Source organism: Thermofilum adornatum (assembly GCF_000446015.1).
Classification (GTDB): domain Archaea; phylum Thermoproteota; class Thermoprotei; order Thermofilales; family Thermofilaceae; genus Thermofilum; species Thermofilum adornatum.
Window position 1 is genome coordinate 1,068,176 of record NC_022093.1, and the last position, 18,592, is coordinate 1,086,767.

Consider the following 18,592-nt stretch of genomic DNA (forward strand, 5'->3'; position numbering starts at 1 on the left):
CTTCACTTAAATCTTTTCGAAGCAAAATAATCGTGAACAGAATACTTTATACTTCCGCGACACTACTTTCGAGGTTTCCGGCTCCTTTAAACTCCTCTTTTATAGTCAGAAATACTTCACTGTTTACAAACAGTTCCAGCCTCTTCGACCTTCGTTGCTCCAATATCAGGCCTACCCTCTCTAAAATGACGAGGTGGCCAGACAAAGAGCCAACACTTATGCCTAGCCCCCTGGAAAGTTGCCTAACAGAGGATCCTGGATTTTCGAGCAGATATGCTATGATTTTTCTACGCAGTGGATGCTTAAGAGCCTCACGAATCGTTAGCACTTTGGGCGGCATTTTATGCACCTTGATACACGTTTAAGACTTGGGGCTCGATAAATAATTTTTCCTAAGAATCAAAACAGTGGTGCGGCCGCCGGGATTTGAACCCGGGTTCTGCGGCGTGGCAGGCCGCCATCCTACCAGACTAGACTACGGCCGCCACAATGACCAAAATAAAAGAAAACAGGCGTCTTAAAAAGCTTTCCATGGTTTTTCAAGCAGTTCTGCTACTTTGTAGTTGCACCATATGTTTTTAAGAGGTTAGCCAGCTTGCTTGGTTCAGAGGCATACAGCCTTATACGTTGCTTCACTGTAGAGCCCATAACCTGTTGGACTGTTTCAAGTTCTACGAACTTTCTCCGGGAATCAACAACTATGTTGCCTTTTAATGGAAACTTTATAGGCATTCGTTCATCAACTATTACACCCTTTGATGTAACAACATAGTTTGTAGCTATGACAAGTGTCCCAGTCTTCGCCTGTAGCCGTCTCGTATAAAGTCCACTTATTAGAGAAATAACATAGAAGAATCCATACAGAAAGAGGTATTCAAAGAAACTAGCCATTTTCGTGTCTACAGGCGCAAACATTCTGCCTGCCTGGAAAAAGAAATCCCTTACCTGTGGAATATAGAAAACAAATATAAAAACAAGGAGTGAAAAGAATGGTACAAGGGTAGCTTTAAACTGTCCCATCAATTCCGGCTGTGTATTCTGGAGGTCTCTCTCTCTAAGCTTCACGACTTCTTCCATGTTAGATTTGTAAAGCGTCTCTCCCTTCTTAATCTCGTCGAGGTCTTTGAGAAGCGTCTGTGTCTGCTTTCCCATCAAAACAAACATTATAGACATCAAAGCAATGAAGTACAGCAAAAAGATCCATGAAGTATACTGGGGAAAATTAGCATTCAGAAAAGCAAAAACAACCAGCAATACAAGTCCAATCAAGTATTGAAGTAGCAACGCCCTATTCATACCCACTCCTCTGCATAAACCAAAAGACAACTTATAAATCCACCGATGTTTTCCCCTTAAGAAAGTCCACAGTCTTCTTCTTATGTATCTATGCCAGATAATACTTGATGTATGGTTTCCAATTCTAATGTATTTATTGCATAACGATTGGGCCTAGCTTCCCTATGCTATTTCACTTAGAAAGAGCCTTGCAACAAAAGAATATTCTTCCTCGAATTTTTCGTCTAAGTCTCCGGCGAATATCACTAATGCATCATCAGCTCTAAAAACAAAGATTACTTCGTTAGAAGGCTTGACAAAGAAGCTCTGGTTCTCTTGGCCCAAAAGATAGAGTAATGTTTTCACTTTGTATACCAGTTCCTCGGCGTTAAAGTCCCGGGGATACTTGTACTTTATTTCATCATTTTTTGCAATCACAATACTATTTACACCCATTTTCATCAGCTTTTCTCGGAGACTGTCGGCATCCACTACAAATTCCTCTACAATTTCTGGGGCACTCACTTGTCTGTAATCGTTTTAAAGCCCTATAAAGTTTCTCATTTGTATCCCCAAAGATAAGTTTTAATACATGTTTTTTACAGACCAAAATGAAAGACTATGAAAAAAACAGCCTGGCTAGAAGAAGAGGAAGAATTCCCTGAAGAAGAGGAGGAATGGGAAGAAGAAGAGGAGGAAGAGTGGGAGGAATTCGAGGAAGAGGAAGAAGAATTCCCCGAAGAGGAGGAAGAGTGGGAAGAAGAGGAGGAAGAAGAGGAGGAATTCTAAAGGCTCAAAACAAATTTGCTAAATAAGCATTATTTATACCGTTTTTCTCCCCGTAATACCTTTTACAGCACAGCTTCTGTTTTTACATTTCTCCAATAGACTCCTATGAGTCTACAGCTTTCTGTAAAGAATTTTTTTACACTTGTTGAGTAAAGCTTATAAAAAGATGCAAATAAGGACAATGGTCTATAAAAGCTTTATGCTTAAATATTACTTTGCACTATTTATTAACGGCGAGAAAATGACATACGAAAACGACCCTGTATACCAAATGGCTGTACAACAGCTGAAGCAAAGCGCCAAGATCCTCAACCTACCGGACGATGTTGTCGAGGTTCTTAGGCACCCAGAAAGGTTATTACACGTAAAGATACCAGTAAAACTAGACAACGGTAAAATAGCTGTATTCCACGGCTGGAGAAGCCAGCACAACAGTGCTTTAGGGCCCTACAAAGGTGGAATAAGGTACCACGAGAACGTTACAGAAGGCGAGGTTGTCGCGTTGTCAATGTGGATGACGTGGAAGAACTCTCTTGCAGGCATACCTTACGGTGGTGGCAAGGGAGGAGTAAAGGTTAATCCAAAGGAGCTTTCCCCAAGAGAACTCGAAGAGCTTTCTCGAAAGTATTTCGCGGCCTTGTCGAGGATTGTTGGAGAAGACGTGGATATACCAGCACCAGATGTGTACACGAATCCACAAACCATGGCATGGTACATGGACGAGTACAGCAAGATAGTCGGCTACAATGCGTGGGGAGTGGTGACAGCCAAGCCAAAGGAAATCGGTGGACTATACGCAAGAGTCGTAAGCACAGGGCTAGGCGTCGCAATCGTTGCTAGAGAAGCGGCTAAAAAGGTCTGGGGAGGCGTAGAAAACAAAACTGTAGCTGTCCAAGGTTTCGGAAACGTAGGAATCTATGCTGCAAAATACCTCAGTGAATGGGGAGCAAAGGTTGTAGCAGTCACAGACAGTAAGGGTGGCATATACAACCCCAACGGAATAAACGTTGAAGAACTTATCAAGATCAAGGAGCAAACAGGTAGCGTCACAAACTACAAGGACTACAAGAAAAAGATTACCAATGAAGAAATACTCGAGCTGGACGTAGACATACTTGTCCCAGCAGCCGTCGAAAACGTCATAACAAAGGACAATGCACCCAGAATAAAAGCCAAAATCATAAGCGAAGGCGCAAATGGTCCAACAACCCCCGAGGCAGACGAGATACTAAGGAAGAAAGACGCAATCGTAATCCCAGATATCCTTGCAAACGCTGGAGGCGTAGTCATGTCCTGGATAGAGTGGGCAAACAACAGGATGGGCAACTGGCTCACTGAGGAAGAGGCGCTTTCAAGGCTAGAAAAGAAAATGGTCGAGAACTTCGGTAGCGTCTACAACGAGTGGCAGAAAAGATTCCACGAGTATCCAATGAGAATTGCGGCATATGCGATCGCAGTAGAAAGAGTAGTAACGGCAATGAAGCTCAGGGGCTGGATCTAAAAAATTATTTGGTCTTTTTCTTTCTTTTCCTTTTTTCATTTCTTCTCCTAACCAAGTAAACCCCTAGAAATATCAAGGCCAAGACAATCGTTGCTGTCACGATAAGGTTCGTTATTGGAAGCTGTGTACTGACGCTCGGGCTATTGGTAGCGAGCTGAACATCAATGCTTGCCATAACTGGGTCACAGTTGTCCGACAATGCTGTCACAATTATGGAACCTATGGTGCCGTTACAGCGAACAATCACTGAAAGAGTTTTCGTATAACGAACAGGCATGTTGCCCAGAAAGAATGTGAGATTCCTACCCCATCTCTCTCCATCCGTGGATAGAAGTGAACAACCAGTGGCTGAGAGGCTCACATAGGTGTTCTCAGCAACCCCTGGACCAAGGTTAGCTACAAAAATAGAGACAACACCAACATTGCTTGTCAAGTTCAGCTTCTGCGGGGATACAGTCACCCAGAGTTGTGTATATCCTTGAAGATTGGTGTCGCCCTTATGAGTTTGGACATTTACATTGGCCAATACAAAACCCCCAAGTAAAAGGAACATCAAGACGATACCCAACCAGAGGTGCCGGTGCACAGGCTAAAAAAGCTCAATAATATTTAAAACATTTATGTAGCTAGCATCTACCCAAGCATTTAACGTACAGAGTAGTGTCATCGTAAATCTGTATTAGAAGGTCTTCTACCTCTTTACCTTCACCGTTATAGACGCGCCATTCTCCACTACAGTCTTCGCCGACTATTCCAATAATTTTTACCGCCGATCCGTTACTCCTAACAACTACTGGGTAATGCCTGGAAATAACCGATAAAACAGTCACGCCCCCAACATAAACTTCCCTGAAACATGAGAAACCGGAAGCATTTACACAAAGAGTCACATGGATAGGCTTATACATAGCTGATGAATTAAGGTTATCCATAGCGTCGACCTTTTTTATTTGCCCAGCCAGGTAATCCAGAGTTCTAGAGGTATCCTGAAGCAGGAGCACAACCCTAACAGCCAGAAAAATAGAGACCAGTGCCAAGCCAAGGCTCAGAAAAACTAAGACCATGTGGATACTATCCCTATTCATTACTCTCCCCCAGCAAAGCGACAATTACAAGGTAAGGGGTCAGGCGCGATGGCACGGCCACATGTAAATGCCCTCTTTTAACCATCATCATCCCACGCATAGTATTTCCGTTCAGAGTAATTGAATTTTTCTTTAATCTCTTCTCTATTATTACAAAACAAAAAGTAATTCCTGAAGTTACACAAAAGACAAAAATAACTTCCAATAGACATCTACATCGAGCAAAATGAAATATGCTGTAGCAGTAGATATAGGGGCCACCCAGACACGCGTCGCCCTCGGAAACGAGGAAGGAGAAATATTGGAAATCGAAGTCTTCCCAACGAGAAGCTTTTCCAACCCAGACCAATACCTAGAACACATAGCAAGACTAGCAAAAACCTTTACACAAAAACACAATGTAGACATAGTAGGCATAGGCGTAGGATCCCCGGGACCCATAGACATGGAAAAAGGAGAAGTCATAAAAAGCGTAAATCTACCCTTCCAGAGGCTCGAAATAGTCCGCGTCCTCAAAAACCTAACCGGCAAAAAGATAGCATTTACAAATGACGCAGTCACAGCCGCTGTGGGCGAAAAATTCTTCGGAGCTGGAAGAGGCCACCGAAACCTCGTTTATGTAACGATAAGCACGGGCATAGGGGGAGGAGTATACGTCGACGACACACTATTGCTAGGCAAACAGGGAAACGCACATGAAATAGGACACATAGTAGTAGACTCAAACGAAGAAATAACCTGTGGCTGTGGAAAAAAGGGACACTGGGAAGCATACTGCTCCGGCACCGGTATACCAAAATACGCAAAGCTACTTTCAAAGAGACATCCTGATCTATGGAACCAAAGCATCCTCAGAGACAAGGAAACACTAGCAGCCAAAGACATCTTCGATGCGTATAGAAACAGCGATAGCTTTGCCAGGCTCGTGATACAAGGAGTAAAAAGATACAATGCTTACGGCTTCGCTGCAATAACCAACGCGTATGACCCAGAAATAATAACCATCGGCGGCTCAGTCGCGCTAAACAACTCAGACATACTACTCGCAAACATAGAGAAAGAAGTAGAAAACTACACAGTAAACACGGTGCCAAAAATAATTCTAACACCCCTAGGAGACAAAATAGGCATAATGGGAGCCCTAGCACTAGGGCTAGGAAAAGAACCAAAGGTTCCACTAAGATGACATCTATCGACAGAAAAATACCTGGTTTTTATTCTCTTATTTAACTTGGCATGCAAATTTAAAAATACACAAAGATGCAAATGCTATAACTCCAAGAATAGCTCCTGCGATAAATAGAAAAACAGGGCTGATACTATACAATTCTCCACCCAGAAGAGGCGCTATGATGGTAGCCCCTTCAATCAGTGAAACAATTGATGAGAATTTTCCCCTATCTATGTCTCTAATACTGCGGGTCCAAAACGAAAAAAGTGAGGGTTCGTAGAAGTTTACAGATGTTTCTAGAAGAACATAGGCAACTAATAAAACCATTAAATTTGGCTGTAAAAGAAAAAGCATCATAGATAATGTGATAACAAAAGAAGAGATAATAATACAATTGATCTCTCCAAGCATTCTAATGATGAACCCGGAAAGAGGCAATACGAAAAAGGTGATACATATGTTGGATACTGTCAGAATAAGACCATACTCAAGCTCACTAACCTTTGCAATCTCTGTAGAGTATATGACCAAGAAAGGACTAGCCATTGCGAAGACAAAAATTATTATGCTCCCCAAAAGGATAAGCAGAATAATTCTCCTATCAATACTTCTAATTAAATTCAAGTATGCTCCAAAAAACTGAGCACTTGTCCTGTCAAGCTTAGCATTTTGAGAAACTTTCCGCTCTTCCCTCATAAACAACAGGATCAAAACTCCCGATATTATCCCAAATGTTCCTGCGATAACCATTCCAATCCTTACGCCAACAAGAATACCAAATATGCTTATAAGTACCCCAGCAATTAACGGAGAAACAAGCTTAACGATCCTCCGAGCAACCTCCATAAGTTGATAACCAATAGCTCTTTCTTTTTCCTTAAAAACCGAAGCCATAAGAGAATCACGAGCTGGGCCATAGAAACTAAAAACAGTTGCAAGCAAAACAAACAAAAATAAAACCCTCCAATCCCACGCCACAGCATAGAGCGCCACAAAAAAGTGAGTTACTATAAGTAAAACCCCTAGAACCAGCCAGTTCCCATACTTATCTGTAAAATAGCCTCCAAAGAAATTCAGGCAAAGTATTATAAAAGAGGAAAGAGATCCAAGGATTCCAAGCATAAAGGGAGTTCCGCCAAGTCTTATAAAATACAAGGAGAAGAAAGGCCTAAAAAGAGAAGCACCAAAACTAGTAAGAACTATATAAAACAACAATATAATCGCAGGTTTTCTTGCATGAATAAACTTCATGCAATTGAAATTTCGACTAATAAGGATTATTAACTTTTCGAGATTCATAAGATAATAGTTCACAAGAGTCTCCTATTTCTTTTCTTAGTTCTTCAAAGTAAGCATTTTTGCAATTCCAGCTTGGATGAGCTTATCTTAATTGCGATGAGAAGTTCTCTTACCATGATAATTAATTCATTTAAAACTGTGGAGATAACATCACTTTTTCCTCTTTGCTTTCTCAAATATTTCTTAGCCTTCTTTACTCTATCTCTTTTCTTCAGAAAAAATCTAAAATATTATTAGCTGTCAAGACAGATCACGTTTCGTGTCTCTTCTAAATTCCTTTATTTCCCTTCTTAGGTCTCTAAGTTTAACTTTTTGGGCTATTTGGAGCAAAAAATCAACTGGGTCTTCTGGTTTAGGGATAAGAAGGATTTTTCCATCCGCCTTTTTTACTAAAATTATCCCTCCCTCCTTAATATTGAATTCTTCCCTTAACTCTTTGGGTATTACTATTTGACCCTTTCGCCCTACTTTTAATTCTTTAATCTTCCTCATAACTAAAATAGTTGGAGAAAGAATATTTAGGTTAATCTGTGTGGGAACTTTCATCCTCTTAGGAGAACCAATAATTATGTCAAAAAAGCCAGACATATATTTTACTTTGTCACGTGTCACTTACTGGCAAGTAGCCACTTTGTTTTGTCCCCATAGTCCATTAGCTGTATTCCTAAGGAGCTGAGCCTATTCCTAATGTAGTCCGCAAGCTCGTAGTTCTTCTCTTCACGTAGCTTAGCCCTAACCTCGACAATTAGGTCGACAACCTCGTCGAAGGGGAGCATCTCCACAGCGCCTAGACCAAGGTCTTCGTCTAAAACTCCGAGTACACGGTTGAACTCCTCAAACAGGGATAGCGCCCTGTACACTAGTAGGTAGCTTGGCTTTGAGGAAATCTTGGAAAAAACTAGCCCCGAAAGCTTCATGACCGAGGCGAATGCCCCACTCGCGTTGAAATCATCGTCCATGTTTTCGTAGAAGTCTCTCCGTAGCGTTGACATCTCCTTTAGAACCTCGATCTCGTAGTCCGAGACGCGTCCAGGGATCTCGACCTCGCGGGAAAGCTTCTTCAAAAGAGCCACAGAGGACTTCAAGCGCTGCAGATTGCTTTGGGCCTGCCTGAGAACTTCGTCCGAAAACTGGAGGATTGTTCTGTAGTGGGCAGACGCGAGCCACAGCCTAACAACTAGGGGGTCGTACTCCCTGAAGAGGTCGCGAAGCGGTACAATGTTTTTCAAGCTCTTACTCATCTTTTCTCCCCCGACTTGGAGCATGCCCGTATGCATCCAGTATTTTACCCAAGGTCTCACGCCAAACAGTGACTCGCTCTGGGCCCTCTCGTTCTCGTGGTGGGGGAAAATAAGGTCGCTCCCGCCGCCATGTATCTCGAACCTCTGGCCAAGGTAGCGTGAAGACATCACGCTGCACTCTATGTGCCAGCCGGGTCTTCCTGGGCCCCAAGGGGAGTCCCAGTACGGCTCGCCCGGCTTTCTGGCCTTCCAAAGTGCAAAGTCGTAGGGGTTCTTTTTCTCGGTGGCGAACTCCTCCTGGGTCCACATTTTCTTGTCTAGGCGCCCGCTCAGCCTGCCATAGTCGTCATAGGTGTCTACGTCAAAATAGACGCTTCCGCTGGGAGCTACATAGGCATGTCCAGAGGCGATCAGCTTCTGTACAAATTCAATGATGTCGGAGATATGCTCTGTCACGCGTGGGTGCATGTCTACAAAGACTCGTAGCTTGTTGAGTGCGTCTAAATAGTCAGACGTGTACTCATCGACTATTTCCCGCCAGTCCCTCCCCTCGTCCCGCGCCCTGTTTATTATCTTGTCATCTATATCCGTAATGTTCTGTACATGTACAACATCGTGGCCCTTCAGCCTGAGATACCGCTTAACAACGTCGAAAGCAACGTATGTCCTCGCATGACCAACATGGGAAAAATCGTATACCGTTGGGCCACAAACATACATGGAAACCTTGCCAGGCTCAAAAGGCTCAAAGCCTTCCAGCGTCCTTGTCAATGTGTTATAGACCCGCAACACAATAGGAACCACCGTTAGACAAGAATGCTTATAGCTACATGCAAAAATACTTTACCTTTTCCATTCGTTTGAAACCTACAATGGACAAAGCCATTATAAAGGTCTCCAAGGAGCTACGCCTAGACCAGCTAAAACTAGACAATGCAGTCGTCATCATAGATGACTCAGGAGAACCTTATGCCGGAAAAATCTCTGCCAAAAACCAATACAAAATCGAAAAGCCAGACATAAAAGCCCTCGAAGAAATCCACAAAGAAATACATAGCCGGGGTAGCCCGAGCATCATTGCTATAGGCGGTTTATCCGCTATAAACACGGCAAAAATACTCTCGCTACCTAGACTGCCACACAAAAACCTTCGCGAAATAGTCTACGAAAACAAGCCCCCAGACCTACGGCCACTAATCATTGCAACAGTCCCAGCAATGTGCACAGAGGCGACAAAACTAACTCTTTTCTTCGACCCAGTAAACCCCGTTTGGCTGATGCGACACACAGTGTCTCCAGTATTCTTGACTACTCCAGCTTTTCTAGAAAATGCTCTCCAGGACCCTAAAACACAGGTAGTAAACCACGATGTCTCTCTAATAAAGGAAGCCCCAGACCATAATCTATTTTCATATCTATCTCTTTGTGGCCTGTATGAGAAATTCGGCCCCGGACCCCTTACAATATTATTGTTGACACTTGCCTCGCTTTATTCTCTAAACATAGAGGAAGTTGCAAAGAATCTTGCCAAGCTTAACATCCAAGAGGCCTACACCAGGATCAAAATAAAAGACGATCCACAAAGCTGGATAGAGGAAGAAGCTAAATTCAGGGAAAAAAGGCCCAAGTTATACAAAAAGATGGATCTCCTAGTTGAACACTCATGGACTTTTTACAGCCTACAACTTCGTAGATACGGATTCAAAGGAAAAACAGACCTCTACAAATTCTACAGAAGCCTCCTTATTTCCTTATCAATTTTAGGAAAGCCTTAACTCTTTCAGTTGAGGGAGAATCCAGTATTTTGCTCGCAGGCCCTTCCTCAATGATTTTTCCATGTTCCATGACGGCAATCCTGTCAGCCACCTCCCTCGCAAAGTCCAGCTCGTGGGTCACCGCGAGCATTGCAATGTTCCTCTTTGCGACGTCAAGCAGTACATCTATGACTTCTGCCTTTAGTTCCGGGTCAAGGGCAGAGGTAGGCTCGTCAAGAAACAAGATCACGGGATCCATGGCCAAAGCCCTAGCAATAGCAACCCTCTGCTGTTGTCCACCACTAAGCTGGAGCGGATACTTTTCTTCAAACCCTGCTAGCCCCACCTGGCGCAATAGTTCTAAAGCTGTCCTCCTTGCATCCTCCTTGCTGTAGCCCTTCACAATCCTAAGTGGAAGCGCTACATTGTCTACAACTTTCATGTGTGGAAACAAGTTGTAACTCTGAAAAACAAAGCCGGTCTTTGCTCTAGCTTTCCTGAGATCAACGCTGCCAGAAGTCAATTCCTCGCCATCTAGGAATACTTTGCCCCTGGAGGGTTTCACCAGGAGCACCGCAACCTTTAAGAGAGTGCTCTTCCCGCTTCCACTAGGACCCATAATTACTACTTTTTCTCCCCTCTTAACTGTCAGGGAAACACCCCTAATAACTTCTACCCCCTCATAGCCAGCCTCGACGTCCTCAAGCCTCAATACTTCCTCGCTTACCATGCCTATGCACCCGTGTATCCAGGGATCTTCAAAGCTTTCTCAATACGACGAGACGAATGGGAAATAGCATAGCACACAATGAAGTATACAAGGGCGACTACGAGATAAGCCTCGAGGGCCCTATACGTGTATGAGGCCACGTATTCTCCCCTCCTTGTTAACTCTACGATGCCTATCACTGAGGCGAGGGAACTTTCCTTAATAACGGTCACAAACTCGTTTACAAGCGAGGGAATAGATATCCTTAAGGCCTGCGGCAAAACCACGTACCTGTAAACTTGGTATCCAGAGAAACCCAGGGACTCGGCCGAGAGAATCTGGACCTCAGGGATACTCTTTACAGCAGACCTAAATATCTCTGCCTGGTAAGCGGCACTATTTAGCCCAAGCGCCAGAAAAATCGAGGTCATAGCGTCAAACTTTATTCCAAGAGCCGGGAGACCAAAATAAATCAATAGGATCTGTACCAAGAGAGGCGTGCCCCTAACAATCTCAATGTATGGCCGCGCTACAATCTTTCCAGGCGTCGTACTGAGCCCAAGAAGGATAACACCGAGAACAAGGCCGAGGAGAAAAGACGAAACAGACAATTCCAGAGTTACTACGATACCTCCAGCAATGTATGGGCCGTACTCCACTAGAAAACTGAGGAAATCCATAGACATCTCCTAGATAAAAAAGAAAAACATAAAAACATATATTTATTTTAGCTTGACCCAAGCCACTTTGCAATCTCGTTGTTAAAGATTTGTTGCATCTCGCCGGAGTCAATTAGTTTTTCTATCACACTGTTCACAACATATTTCAAGTCCTCAGCACCCTGAGGGACAGCAACAGCTCCTCCAATTGTTGGTATACTCACATAGGTAGCGATCTTCAGCGATGGCTCCTTTGTTATCAGCGCGTCGGCAATCTTATCGCCTAAAATCATTGCATCGATATCTCCTCTCTGTAGGGCCCAAACCAACTCAGGATATACATGGTCATATGACTTTACCTCGGCTTTTCCCTTCAAGTTATTATTTGCCCACTCTTCCTGTATCGTCCCAAGTTGGACTCCTATCTTTTTCCCGTATAGATCCTGCTCGCTCTTTATATTTGCGTTCTGTAGGGTAACCACGGCATAGCCTTTACTAGTATAGTATGGGATCGAGAAATCCACAACCTTCTCTCTTTCAGCCGTGGGAGTCATATCCGCGATAACTATATCAACGTCACCATTCTTCAGCGCCTCTATCAACCCGGCAAACTTCATGTCCTTTATCTCGAGTGAAACGCCCAGCTCCTGGGCTATTCTCTTAGCTATCTCTATGTCTATCCCTGCGTAGTTATGATTTGCATCTACATACTCGAATGGCGGCCAGTCTGCACTCGTCCCTACAATAAGCTTCCCACGAGCTTTGATTTTGTCAATATAGTTCTGTGCTTGCTGTTTCGAACTATATCCTAGTAGCCCGTATGTTGCTAGGCCTCCTACCAGTAGACCAACTATAAAAATTGCAAGCATATTTGGTAGGCTCTTAAAGTTTTTTATTTTTTGGCTCATGGCTATCAGAAAAGTTGTTAGTGATCTAGCTTTATAAACTTTTTTATTCATTAAAGATTTTTCAAATAGATAAAAATCCTCAATATTTAGGACATTTCCAGAAAAACATATTAATCCAAGACATTCAATAAGCGATATGTCCAGACGTGAGGGCGTCTCTTACTATGTCCGCTTGGCTCTACTCTCGCGCCCATACGTGTTGATAGCTCTCCAGCAAGGAATAATAAACTACTCAGCCCTTGCAAAGCTCATACACGGCGATGTAGAAAAAATCGCTGGGCGGAGCTTCACAAAAACCTCGATAAAAATGGCTGTCCTCAGGGTAGCTAAGTCAATGCTCGAGACAATACCTCCAACCCTCAGGCTCTCTAGGGTTCTCTCAAGTAGCTCCCTAAGAGTCTACCATGACTTAAGTGTTCTCTCGGTACCAAACAGCACTTTCCACACAAAAATTGAAAAAATGTTTGCTAGCGGCTCATTGTCCAAGACAAGTGTTCTCCACGTGATAAAGGGCGAAACAGCAGTCACGATAATAACTGACACTGAAGCCGCTGAAAGAATAGTTTCAATCCTCACCAAGGAAGAAATACTCAGACACCTCAGAAACCAGGCGGCGATAGTACTCACAGGACCTCCAGAAATATTGACGACCCCCGGAATCGTCTCGCTAGTCTCAATGTCTATAGCAGTTCGAGGCGTAAACCTCACAGAAATTGTTTCGTGCCACAGGGACATTATATTAATAGTTGAGGGAAGCGACCTATCTATGGCCTATGACACTCTTAGAACACTACTAGAGTGGGCAAAAACACAGCTCTAAAAAACTTCTACCGTTCTACTGTTCCCCAGCACTAGATGTGTCCTGGCTTTCGCCATTCTTTTTTTCCAGCATCGAGATAACGCTGTCGGCAAGTACTTCGAACGCCTTGGTAGCCTCTGCATCTGGGTATGCAATTACAAATGGGACACCCCCGTCAACGGCTTCATTTATCCGTGGATCCAAGGGTATCTCTGCCAGAATCTTTACGTTCATCTCTTCGGAAAGCTTCTCGGCACCACCCTTTCCAAAGATATAATGCTTTGTCCCGCATACGGGGCAAACAAAATAGGCCATGTTTGTGACAACGCCTAGCAATGGCATTTTTACTTCTTGGCAGAAAGATATTGCCTTCTTGACGACTATCCTTGTCAAGTCGCTGGGAGTGGTCACGACGATAGCTCCGCTGAGATCCTTTATGAGCTGGGCGATGGTTAGTGGCTCGTCTCCGGTGCCTGGCGGAAGGTCGACCAATAGGAAGTCTAGTGGGCCCCAAGCAACCATGGATAAGAGCTCCCTTATGAATGAGGTCTTTAGGGGTCCCCGCCACACAAGGGCTGTTTCCTCGCTTGGAACCATCAGGTCTGAGGACACTATTTTTACGTTCCCAACTCCTACAAGGGGCATTAGGCCTGCCGGGCCCGCGTAGATAACTTGCCCATGGACACCGAACATTTTTGGTATTGATGGTCCATGAACGTCGGCGTCGAGTATGCCTACCTCGTAACCCTTCTTTGCAAGGGTAGCAGCCAGATTAGCAGTTACAAGGGATTTTCCTACACCGCCCTTTCCACTCAAAACCGCTATTTTGTATTTTATCTGGCTTAATCGCTTCCTTGCCTCCTCCTCTTGTTCTCTTATCTTTTTTAAGGCTTCTATCCTCATTTGTCTCTCTTTTTCTGCACTCATACTTCTTCATCTTTCTCGGCAGTATTTATGCGTTATTACAAATGTTTGACTTATAGGATATATTAGACAAGGAACCCCATCCAAAAGGATATCACGAGGAAAATGAGCCAGAGAGGCATGTTCCACCGCATAACTTTGAGCCCGTCTAGTGGCCCGATTGGGAGCAGATTGAAGAATGCTATCCAGCCGTTTAGGCTAGCTATGTATACTCCTAGTGGGCCACCTCCAATCAGTGCCACGAATCCTAGGAAGATGTTTGTTGCTGGTCCAGCGATAGAAATGATGCCATTAGTTTCTTTGTCAATCATGATTGCATATATGTAAACCGCTCCTGGAGCGATAAACTTTATTGGTATGTATGGAATTGCTGAGAGAAGCGTCAAGAAGAACATTTCCGGGTTTATCGAGTACCTTGCCGGATAACCGAAATGCTGGGCTACAAACTTGTGGGCCAGCTCGTGGGGAACGTATATTATAAATGAAAGGAAAAATATTACCAGCCCCTCTAAGATGCTTCTTGGAAAATATTCACCTGCGAAAACGAGGAAGACGGCCAGGGTCGACAGGAACAGTTCGATGATTTCGCGCGGATAAAACATGGGGAGACGTGTGGACATAGATCTCATAAGGTTTTTCTCTCCAAAAATATTAATTTTTCGTGGTCATCTCTGAGTAAAGTTTAAAATTGTGTAAATATCCAAGGCTCCTGTGAAACTGACAAGACGCCACTTTATATACCTAGCAGGAGCCGTCGCTGTGGCAACAGCTATTGGTGGATATTACTGGCTGTCCACAAGAAGCGAAAAGAGAATACTCAAGATATACAACTATAGCTCATACATCAATCCAGACATAATCAAGGATTTTGAGGCAAAATACAATGTCAAAGTAATTTACGACGAGTACGAGTCCGCAGACGAGGCGTTCGCAAAGCTACAGCTTGGGGGCGGAGGATACGACCTAATAGTCCTAACTGACCAATACGTGCCACAGGCAGTAAAAAAGGGCTTGATTCAGCCCTTAAACAAGGAAAAAACACCTAACCTAAGAAACATCGACTCACTCTTTCTGGAAAACAGGTTTGACCCAGGGCTAAACTACTCTGTCCCCTATGCCTGGGGCACAACAGGAATAGGCATAAATACAGACTACGTCGAAGAGGGAGAAGTCAGTGGCTACGAGCAACTCTTCGACACGAAAGGCTTCCTCCCGAAACACAAGGGCAAAGTGTCCATGCTTGAGGAATTCCTAGAAGTAGTCAACGCGGCGAAGCTATACCTAGGCATACCTCTAGACGACTGGTCTGACCAGTCTGTCCAGAAGATAATAGACCTCCTCAGGAGCCAGAGAGACTTCCTAGCAGGCTACTATGGTGCAAGTGTCTACATTCCAGCTTTAGCAAAAGGAGACCTGCATGCCGCGCAGGCCTGGAGCGGAGACGTTGTCCAGGCACAAAGCGAGAACCAGAAGGTCAAGTATGTCCTACCAAAAGAGGGGGCATACATATGGATAGACTTTATGACTATACCCAAAAATTCGAAGGCACCCGACCTGGCACATCTCTGGATAAACTATATGCTTGACCCAGAGGTTGCTGCAAAAAATGTTAACTACATATATTATCCCTCGCCTCTAAGGAAGGAGCTCCTCAGGGGACTAGTAGATGAACAGATTCTCAGCAACCCCGCTATTTATCCGCCTGAAACAGCCAAACTTATACAGACGATGCCGATAAGCGAAGAAATTCTAAGCATAATTGAGCAAATAAGCACGGCGGTCAAGAAGGTCTAAAAACTATTTTTCTATGCTTGATAATGTTTGCTTCGAGTAGATATAGCTTGCAACCAAAGATACAAGTATCATTATAGCAGCCAACGCGTTTAGCTCAGAGGTAGCTCTGCCACGGGCGGCACGTGACCAAATAACAAGTGGCAATGTTTTGAATCCTGGACCTGTCGTGAAGGCGGTTTTAACAAAATCGTCGAAAGACATGGCGAAGGTTATGAGGAGAGAGGCGATTATGCCTGGCAACGCCAGTGGGAAATACACCCTGACAAAAACATCGAAGGGTTTTGCCCCAAGCGTGTAGGCAGCCTCCTCCATGCTCCTAGAAGTTACCTGGAACTGCGGCTTTAAAGCTACGTATGCATAGGAAACATTATAAGCTGTGTGCCCAATGAGCACTGTCCAGAAGCCGAGCTCTACACCGGCATAGTAGTATAGCATCAGCAGGGAGACCGACTCTACTATCTCGGGTATAACAATTGGTGCGTAAAAGAAGCTATCAACAAATTTTTCTTGTCTCTTTGAAAAATAGTATGCGGCGAGCCCCCCTAGAACGGTCGATATGATGGCGGATAGGATAGCTACGGATAAGCCGTTTACCATTGCGTTAAATATCTCTTGGTCTCTCAGCAACTCGAAGTACCAGTTGAGTGTAAAGCCTTTCCATTCTCCTGGATACTTGGCAGAATTAAATGACTGAACGATGATGTATAACAGGGGGACGTAGAGAAAAGCCAGCAATACAAAGACGTATATCTTGAGGACGCCTCTAAGCCTCAAGCTCGACACCCCACTTCATATACACATAGACAGCTAGTATGGAGACAAGCGTAATAAGTAGGGCGAGAATGCTTCCAGCCACCCAGTTCCTGTACTTCAAGAAAAGATCCCAGATCAAGAAGCCCACAGTGTATCCATAAACTCCTCCAAGCATAGCTGGGACAACAAACTCCGTAAAAGACATCAAGTAGACAAGTGTTACACCGGAAAAGATGCCCGGCAAAGAGACCGGGAGCAGAACACGGAAGACCGTCTGGTGGGGCCTAGCACCCAAAGTCTCTGCAGCTTCGAGGAGTCTCTCTTCTACCCTCTCGAATGTCGAGTAGACTGGTAGGAGCATTAAGGGGAGGTACTCGTAGGTCATCCCTATGATTATTGCTAGAAAACTGTTTGCCAGGCCAATCAGTGAAAAAACATTCATCAATGCGTATGCCTTCAAGAGGAAGTTTACAAGCATCGGCACAGTGAAGGCGACGAGATAATTGTTCTTTTGCGCCTCGTCCTTAACATAGAAAGCCAAATAATATGCCGCAGGTATTGACAAGGAAAGAGTAGTCAAAGTTACTACAAGGGCTATGAAGCCTGAGTAGCCAATAATCGACAAATAGTCGGGATTAAGTAGTACCTGTCTATATGTCTCGACTCCGCCACTGCGCAGGCTCTCGATTGCCATGAGAACAATCGGCAGGTAAAAAGTGACAACGACGTAAACTATGGGCAAGGAGGCTATAAGCCTGAAGCCAGAAAAAGCACTCTTTGAGGACACTTATGCCTCCTCACTAAAAAGCACTAAGTCATCGAGACTTATAAAGACTTCAACTTCTTTTTTCTCCTGTAGCTTCTGGGCCTCATAGCTAGGAACCAGTGCTTCCAGCGATAGGTCTCCGTAGCCGTCAAGGATAACCTTTGTGAGTGGCCCAAGGAAGACCTTGTCGACAACACTAAGCTTTAAACTTGCATATTTCCCGTTGCTGAACGGAGAAAATGTAAGATGCTCTGGTCTCACAAAGATCCAAACGTCTCCCGTGTACCCCCTAAACCTTTCTGACACTGTGGACAGGTCTATCTTCGAATTCTTGAGCTCCACAACCCCATCTACGGCCCTAGCCCTTACCACGTTGGCCTCGCCTAGAAAAGTCGCTACAAACATGTTTGCAGGTCTCCTATACACCTCGTCAGGTGTGCCTACCTGCTGTACAACTCCGTCACGTATAACTGCAAGCCTGTCAGAGAGCATCATCGCTTCATTCTGGTCGTGTGTAACATATATCGTGGTGACACCTGTCTCTCTCTGAAGCCTCTTAAGCTCCCTGATCAGTTCAAGCCTGACCTTGTAGTCTAGATGGCTGAAGGGCTCGTCGAGAAGCAAGACTTTCGGGTCTCTTGCCAACGCTCTGGCAAGCGCCACTCTCTGTTGTTGCCCACCACTTAACTGCTGGATCTTCCTGTGGGCATACACTTCGTAGGGTAGACGGACAAGCTCGAGAACCTCGCGAACCTTGCGTTCAATGTAGTCCTTCGGCCGCCCCGTGACCTCGAGCCCAAACGCCACGTTCTTGTAGACAGTCAAGTGAGGGAAAAGCGCTAGGTCCTGAAAGACCATCCCTATATCTCGCTCATAGGTAGGCTTATATGTGACATCTTCGTCGTCGAAAAATATTCTTCCCCTGTCGGGGAGAAGCAGGCCGGCGATAATTCTCAGAAGGGTTGTTTTGCCGCAGCCGGACGGTCCAAGAATAGTGAAAAGTTCTCCACGGTTTATGGTAAGCGAGACGCCTCGGAGAGCATCAGTTCTACCGCGATCAAGGTATGTCTTCGACACGTCCCGGATTCTAACTTCTACACCCCTAGACATTTTTCTGCGTGTGGCTTGTATCCAAGCTTAAAAACTTATTGCACAATATGACGGG

General features: G+C 44.5%; 22 protein-coding genes and 1 tRNA gene. 6 read left to right on the forward strand and 17 right to left on the reverse strand.

The genetic code is table 11. The annotated features are described in order from the left end of the window. Nucleotides 1-46: 46 nt before the first annotated feature. The 4 genes from N186_RS05830 to N186_RS05845 all read right to left on the reverse strand — a co-directional run bounded on the left by N186_RS05830 (nucleotide 47) and on the right by N186_RS05845 (nucleotide 1,800). Nucleotides 47-340: a winged helix-turn-helix domain-containing protein gene (locus N186_RS05830; RefSeq protein ID WP_148682103.1), complete on the reverse strand. Its 294-nt coding sequence runs from the start codon at nucleotides 338-340 to the stop codon at nucleotides 47-49. Between the two features lie 68 nt (nucleotides 341-408). After that, nucleotides 409-485: transfer RNA gene (locus N186_RS05835), tRNA-Gly, on the reverse strand. Between the two features lie 67 nt (nucleotides 486-552). Continuing rightward, entirely contained in the window at nucleotides 553-1,296 is a 744-nt protein-coding gene (locus N186_RS05840) for a DUF2208 domain-containing protein (protein WP_020962852.1), read from the reverse strand. A gap of 162 nt (nucleotides 1,297-1,458) precedes the next feature. Then, nucleotides 1,459-1,800, reverse strand: coding sequence for a hypothetical protein (locus tag N186_RS05845; RefSeq protein WP_020962853.1), 342 nt, complete (start codon nucleotides 1,798-1,800; stop codon nucleotides 1,459-1,461). Between the two features lie 96 nt (nucleotides 1,801-1,896). On the opposite strand from N186_RS05845, the gene N186_RS09735 reads away from it, so the two are divergent. After that, nucleotides 1,897-2,064 (forward strand): hypothetical protein, encoded by a 168-nt coding sequence (locus tag N186_RS09735; protein ID WP_020962854.1) that lies wholly within the window; start codon nucleotides 1,897-1,899, stop codon nucleotides 2,062-2,064. A 241-nt stretch (nucleotides 2,065-2,305) separates the two neighbouring features. Further along, a complete protein-coding gene (locus N186_RS05850) occupies nucleotides 2,306-3,565 on the forward strand; it encodes a Glu/Leu/Phe/Val dehydrogenase dimerization domain-containing protein (RefSeq protein WP_052885669.1) in 1,260 nt (419 codons plus the stop codon). Between the two features lie 4 nt (nucleotides 3,566-3,569). Here N186_RS05850 and N186_RS05855 read toward each other — a convergent pair whose 3' ends face one another. Both N186_RS05855 and N186_RS05860 read right to left on the reverse strand, forming a co-directional pair. After that, nucleotides 3,570-4,091 carry a hypothetical protein gene (locus tag N186_RS05855; protein ID WP_148682104.1) on the reverse strand — a complete coding sequence of 174 codons (522 nt, stop codon included), beginning with the start codon at nucleotides 4,089-4,091 and terminating at the stop codon, nucleotides 3,570-3,572. Nucleotides 4,092-4,191: 100 nt separating this feature from the next. Then, nucleotides 4,192-4,650, reverse strand: coding sequence for a hypothetical protein (locus tag N186_RS05860; RefSeq protein WP_020962857.1), 459 nt, complete (start codon nucleotides 4,648-4,650; stop codon nucleotides 4,192-4,194). A gap of 226 nt (nucleotides 4,651-4,876) precedes the next feature. Here N186_RS05860 and N186_RS05865 point away from each other — a divergent pair, with 226 nt between their 5' ends. Continuing rightward, complete coding sequence (locus tag N186_RS05865; RefSeq protein WP_020962858.1) at nucleotides 4,877-5,836, forward strand: ROK family protein; 960 nt, start codon at nucleotides 4,877-4,879, stop codon at nucleotides 5,834-5,836. 36 nt (nucleotides 5,837-5,872) lie between these two features. Here N186_RS05865 and N186_RS05870 read toward each other — a convergent pair whose 3' ends face one another. The 3 genes from N186_RS05870 to cysS form a co-directional block, all read right to left on the reverse strand. Further along, on the reverse strand, nucleotides 5,873-7,072 hold the full coding sequence (locus N186_RS05870) for an MFS transporter (protein ID WP_187147002.1): 1,200 nt from the start codon (nucleotides 7,070-7,072) through the stop codon (nucleotides 5,873-5,875). Nucleotides 7,073-7,360: 288 nt separating this feature from the next. Then, entirely contained in the window at nucleotides 7,361-7,708 is a 348-nt protein-coding gene (locus N186_RS05875) for an AbrB/MazE/SpoVT family DNA-binding domain-containing protein (RefSeq protein WP_240366724.1), read from the reverse strand. A gap of 20 nt (nucleotides 7,709-7,728) precedes the next feature. Beyond that, a complete protein-coding gene (gene cysS, locus N186_RS05880) occupies nucleotides 7,729-9,153 on the reverse strand; it encodes a cysteine--tRNA ligase (RefSeq protein ID WP_052885670.1) in 1,425 nt (474 codons plus the stop codon). Nucleotides 9,154-9,233: 80 nt separating this feature from the next. On the opposite strand from cysS, the gene N186_RS05885 reads away from it, so the two are divergent. Continuing rightward, nucleotides 9,234-10,136 carry a dehydroquinate synthase/iron-containing alcohol dehydrogenase family protein gene (locus N186_RS05885; protein ID WP_020962862.1) on the forward strand — a complete coding sequence of 301 codons (903 nt, stop codon included), beginning with the start codon at nucleotides 9,234-9,236 and terminating at the stop codon, nucleotides 10,134-10,136. Here N186_RS05885 and N186_RS05890 read toward each other — a convergent pair. From N186_RS05890 to N186_RS05900, 3 genes are read right to left on the reverse strand one after another with little or no spacing between them, the layout of a single operon-like run. Next, nucleotides 10,105-10,845 (reverse strand): amino acid ABC transporter ATP-binding protein, encoded by a 741-nt coding sequence (locus N186_RS05890; RefSeq protein ID WP_020962863.1) that lies wholly within the window; start codon nucleotides 10,843-10,845, stop codon nucleotides 10,105-10,107. The genes N186_RS05885 and N186_RS05890 overlap by 32 nt on opposite strands. Nucleotides 10,846-10,847: 2 nt before the next feature. Further along, nucleotides 10,848-11,510 carry an amino acid ABC transporter permease gene (locus N186_RS05895; RefSeq protein WP_240366725.1) on the reverse strand — a complete coding sequence of 221 codons (663 nt, stop codon included), beginning with the start codon at nucleotides 11,508-11,510 and terminating at the stop codon, nucleotides 10,848-10,850. Nucleotides 11,511-11,551: 41 nt separating this feature from the next. After that, nucleotides 11,552-12,391 carry an ABC transporter substrate-binding protein gene (locus N186_RS05900; RefSeq protein WP_052885671.1) on the reverse strand — a complete coding sequence of 280 codons (840 nt, stop codon included), beginning with the start codon at nucleotides 12,389-12,391 and terminating at the stop codon, nucleotides 11,552-11,554. 136 nt (nucleotides 12,392-12,527) lie between these two features. On the opposite strand from N186_RS05900, the gene N186_RS05905 reads away from it, so the two are divergent. Next, complete coding sequence (locus tag N186_RS05905; RefSeq protein ID WP_020962866.1) at nucleotides 12,528-13,211, forward strand: hypothetical protein; 684 nt, start codon at nucleotides 12,528-12,530, stop codon at nucleotides 13,209-13,211. Between the two features lie 15 nt (nucleotides 13,212-13,226). Here N186_RS05905 and N186_RS05910 read toward each other — a convergent pair whose 3' ends face one another. Both N186_RS05910 and N186_RS05915 read right to left on the reverse strand, forming a co-directional pair. Beyond that, nucleotides 13,227-14,117: a P-loop NTPase gene (locus N186_RS05910; protein WP_020962867.1), complete on the reverse strand. Its 891-nt coding sequence runs from the start codon at nucleotides 14,115-14,117 to the stop codon at nucleotides 13,227-13,229. 62 nt (nucleotides 14,118-14,179) lie between these two features. Then, nucleotides 14,180-14,734, reverse strand: a complete 555-nt coding sequence (locus tag N186_RS05915) for a zinc metalloprotease (RefSeq protein ID WP_020962868.1) — start codon at nucleotides 14,732-14,734, stop codon at nucleotides 14,180-14,182. Nucleotides 14,735-14,825: 91 nt separating this feature from the next. On the opposite strand from N186_RS05915, the gene N186_RS05920 reads away from it, so the two are divergent. Further along, a complete protein-coding gene (locus N186_RS05920; protein ID WP_020962869.1) occupies nucleotides 14,826-15,908 on the forward strand; it encodes an ABC transporter substrate-binding protein in 1,083 nt (360 codons plus the stop codon). A gap of 3 nt (nucleotides 15,909-15,911) precedes the next feature. Here N186_RS05920 and N186_RS05925 read toward each other — a convergent pair whose 3' ends face one another. The 3 genes from N186_RS05925 to N186_RS05935 are packed head-to-tail and all read right to left on the reverse strand — an operon-like array spanning nucleotide 15,912 to nucleotide 18,537. Further along, nucleotides 15,912-16,682, reverse strand: coding sequence for an ABC transporter permease (locus N186_RS05925; RefSeq protein ID WP_020962870.1), 771 nt, complete (start codon nucleotides 16,680-16,682; stop codon nucleotides 15,912-15,914). Next, entirely contained in the window at nucleotides 16,672-17,448 is a 777-nt protein-coding gene (locus tag N186_RS05930; protein WP_020962871.1) for an ABC transporter permease, read from the reverse strand. The genes N186_RS05925 and N186_RS05930 overlap by 11 nt, the downstream gene beginning before the upstream one ends. After that, nucleotides 17,449-18,537, reverse strand: a complete 1,089-nt coding sequence (locus tag N186_RS05935; RefSeq protein ID WP_020962872.1) for an ABC transporter ATP-binding protein — start codon at nucleotides 18,535-18,537, stop codon at nucleotides 17,449-17,451. Nucleotides 18,538-18,592 lie beyond the last annotated feature (55 nt).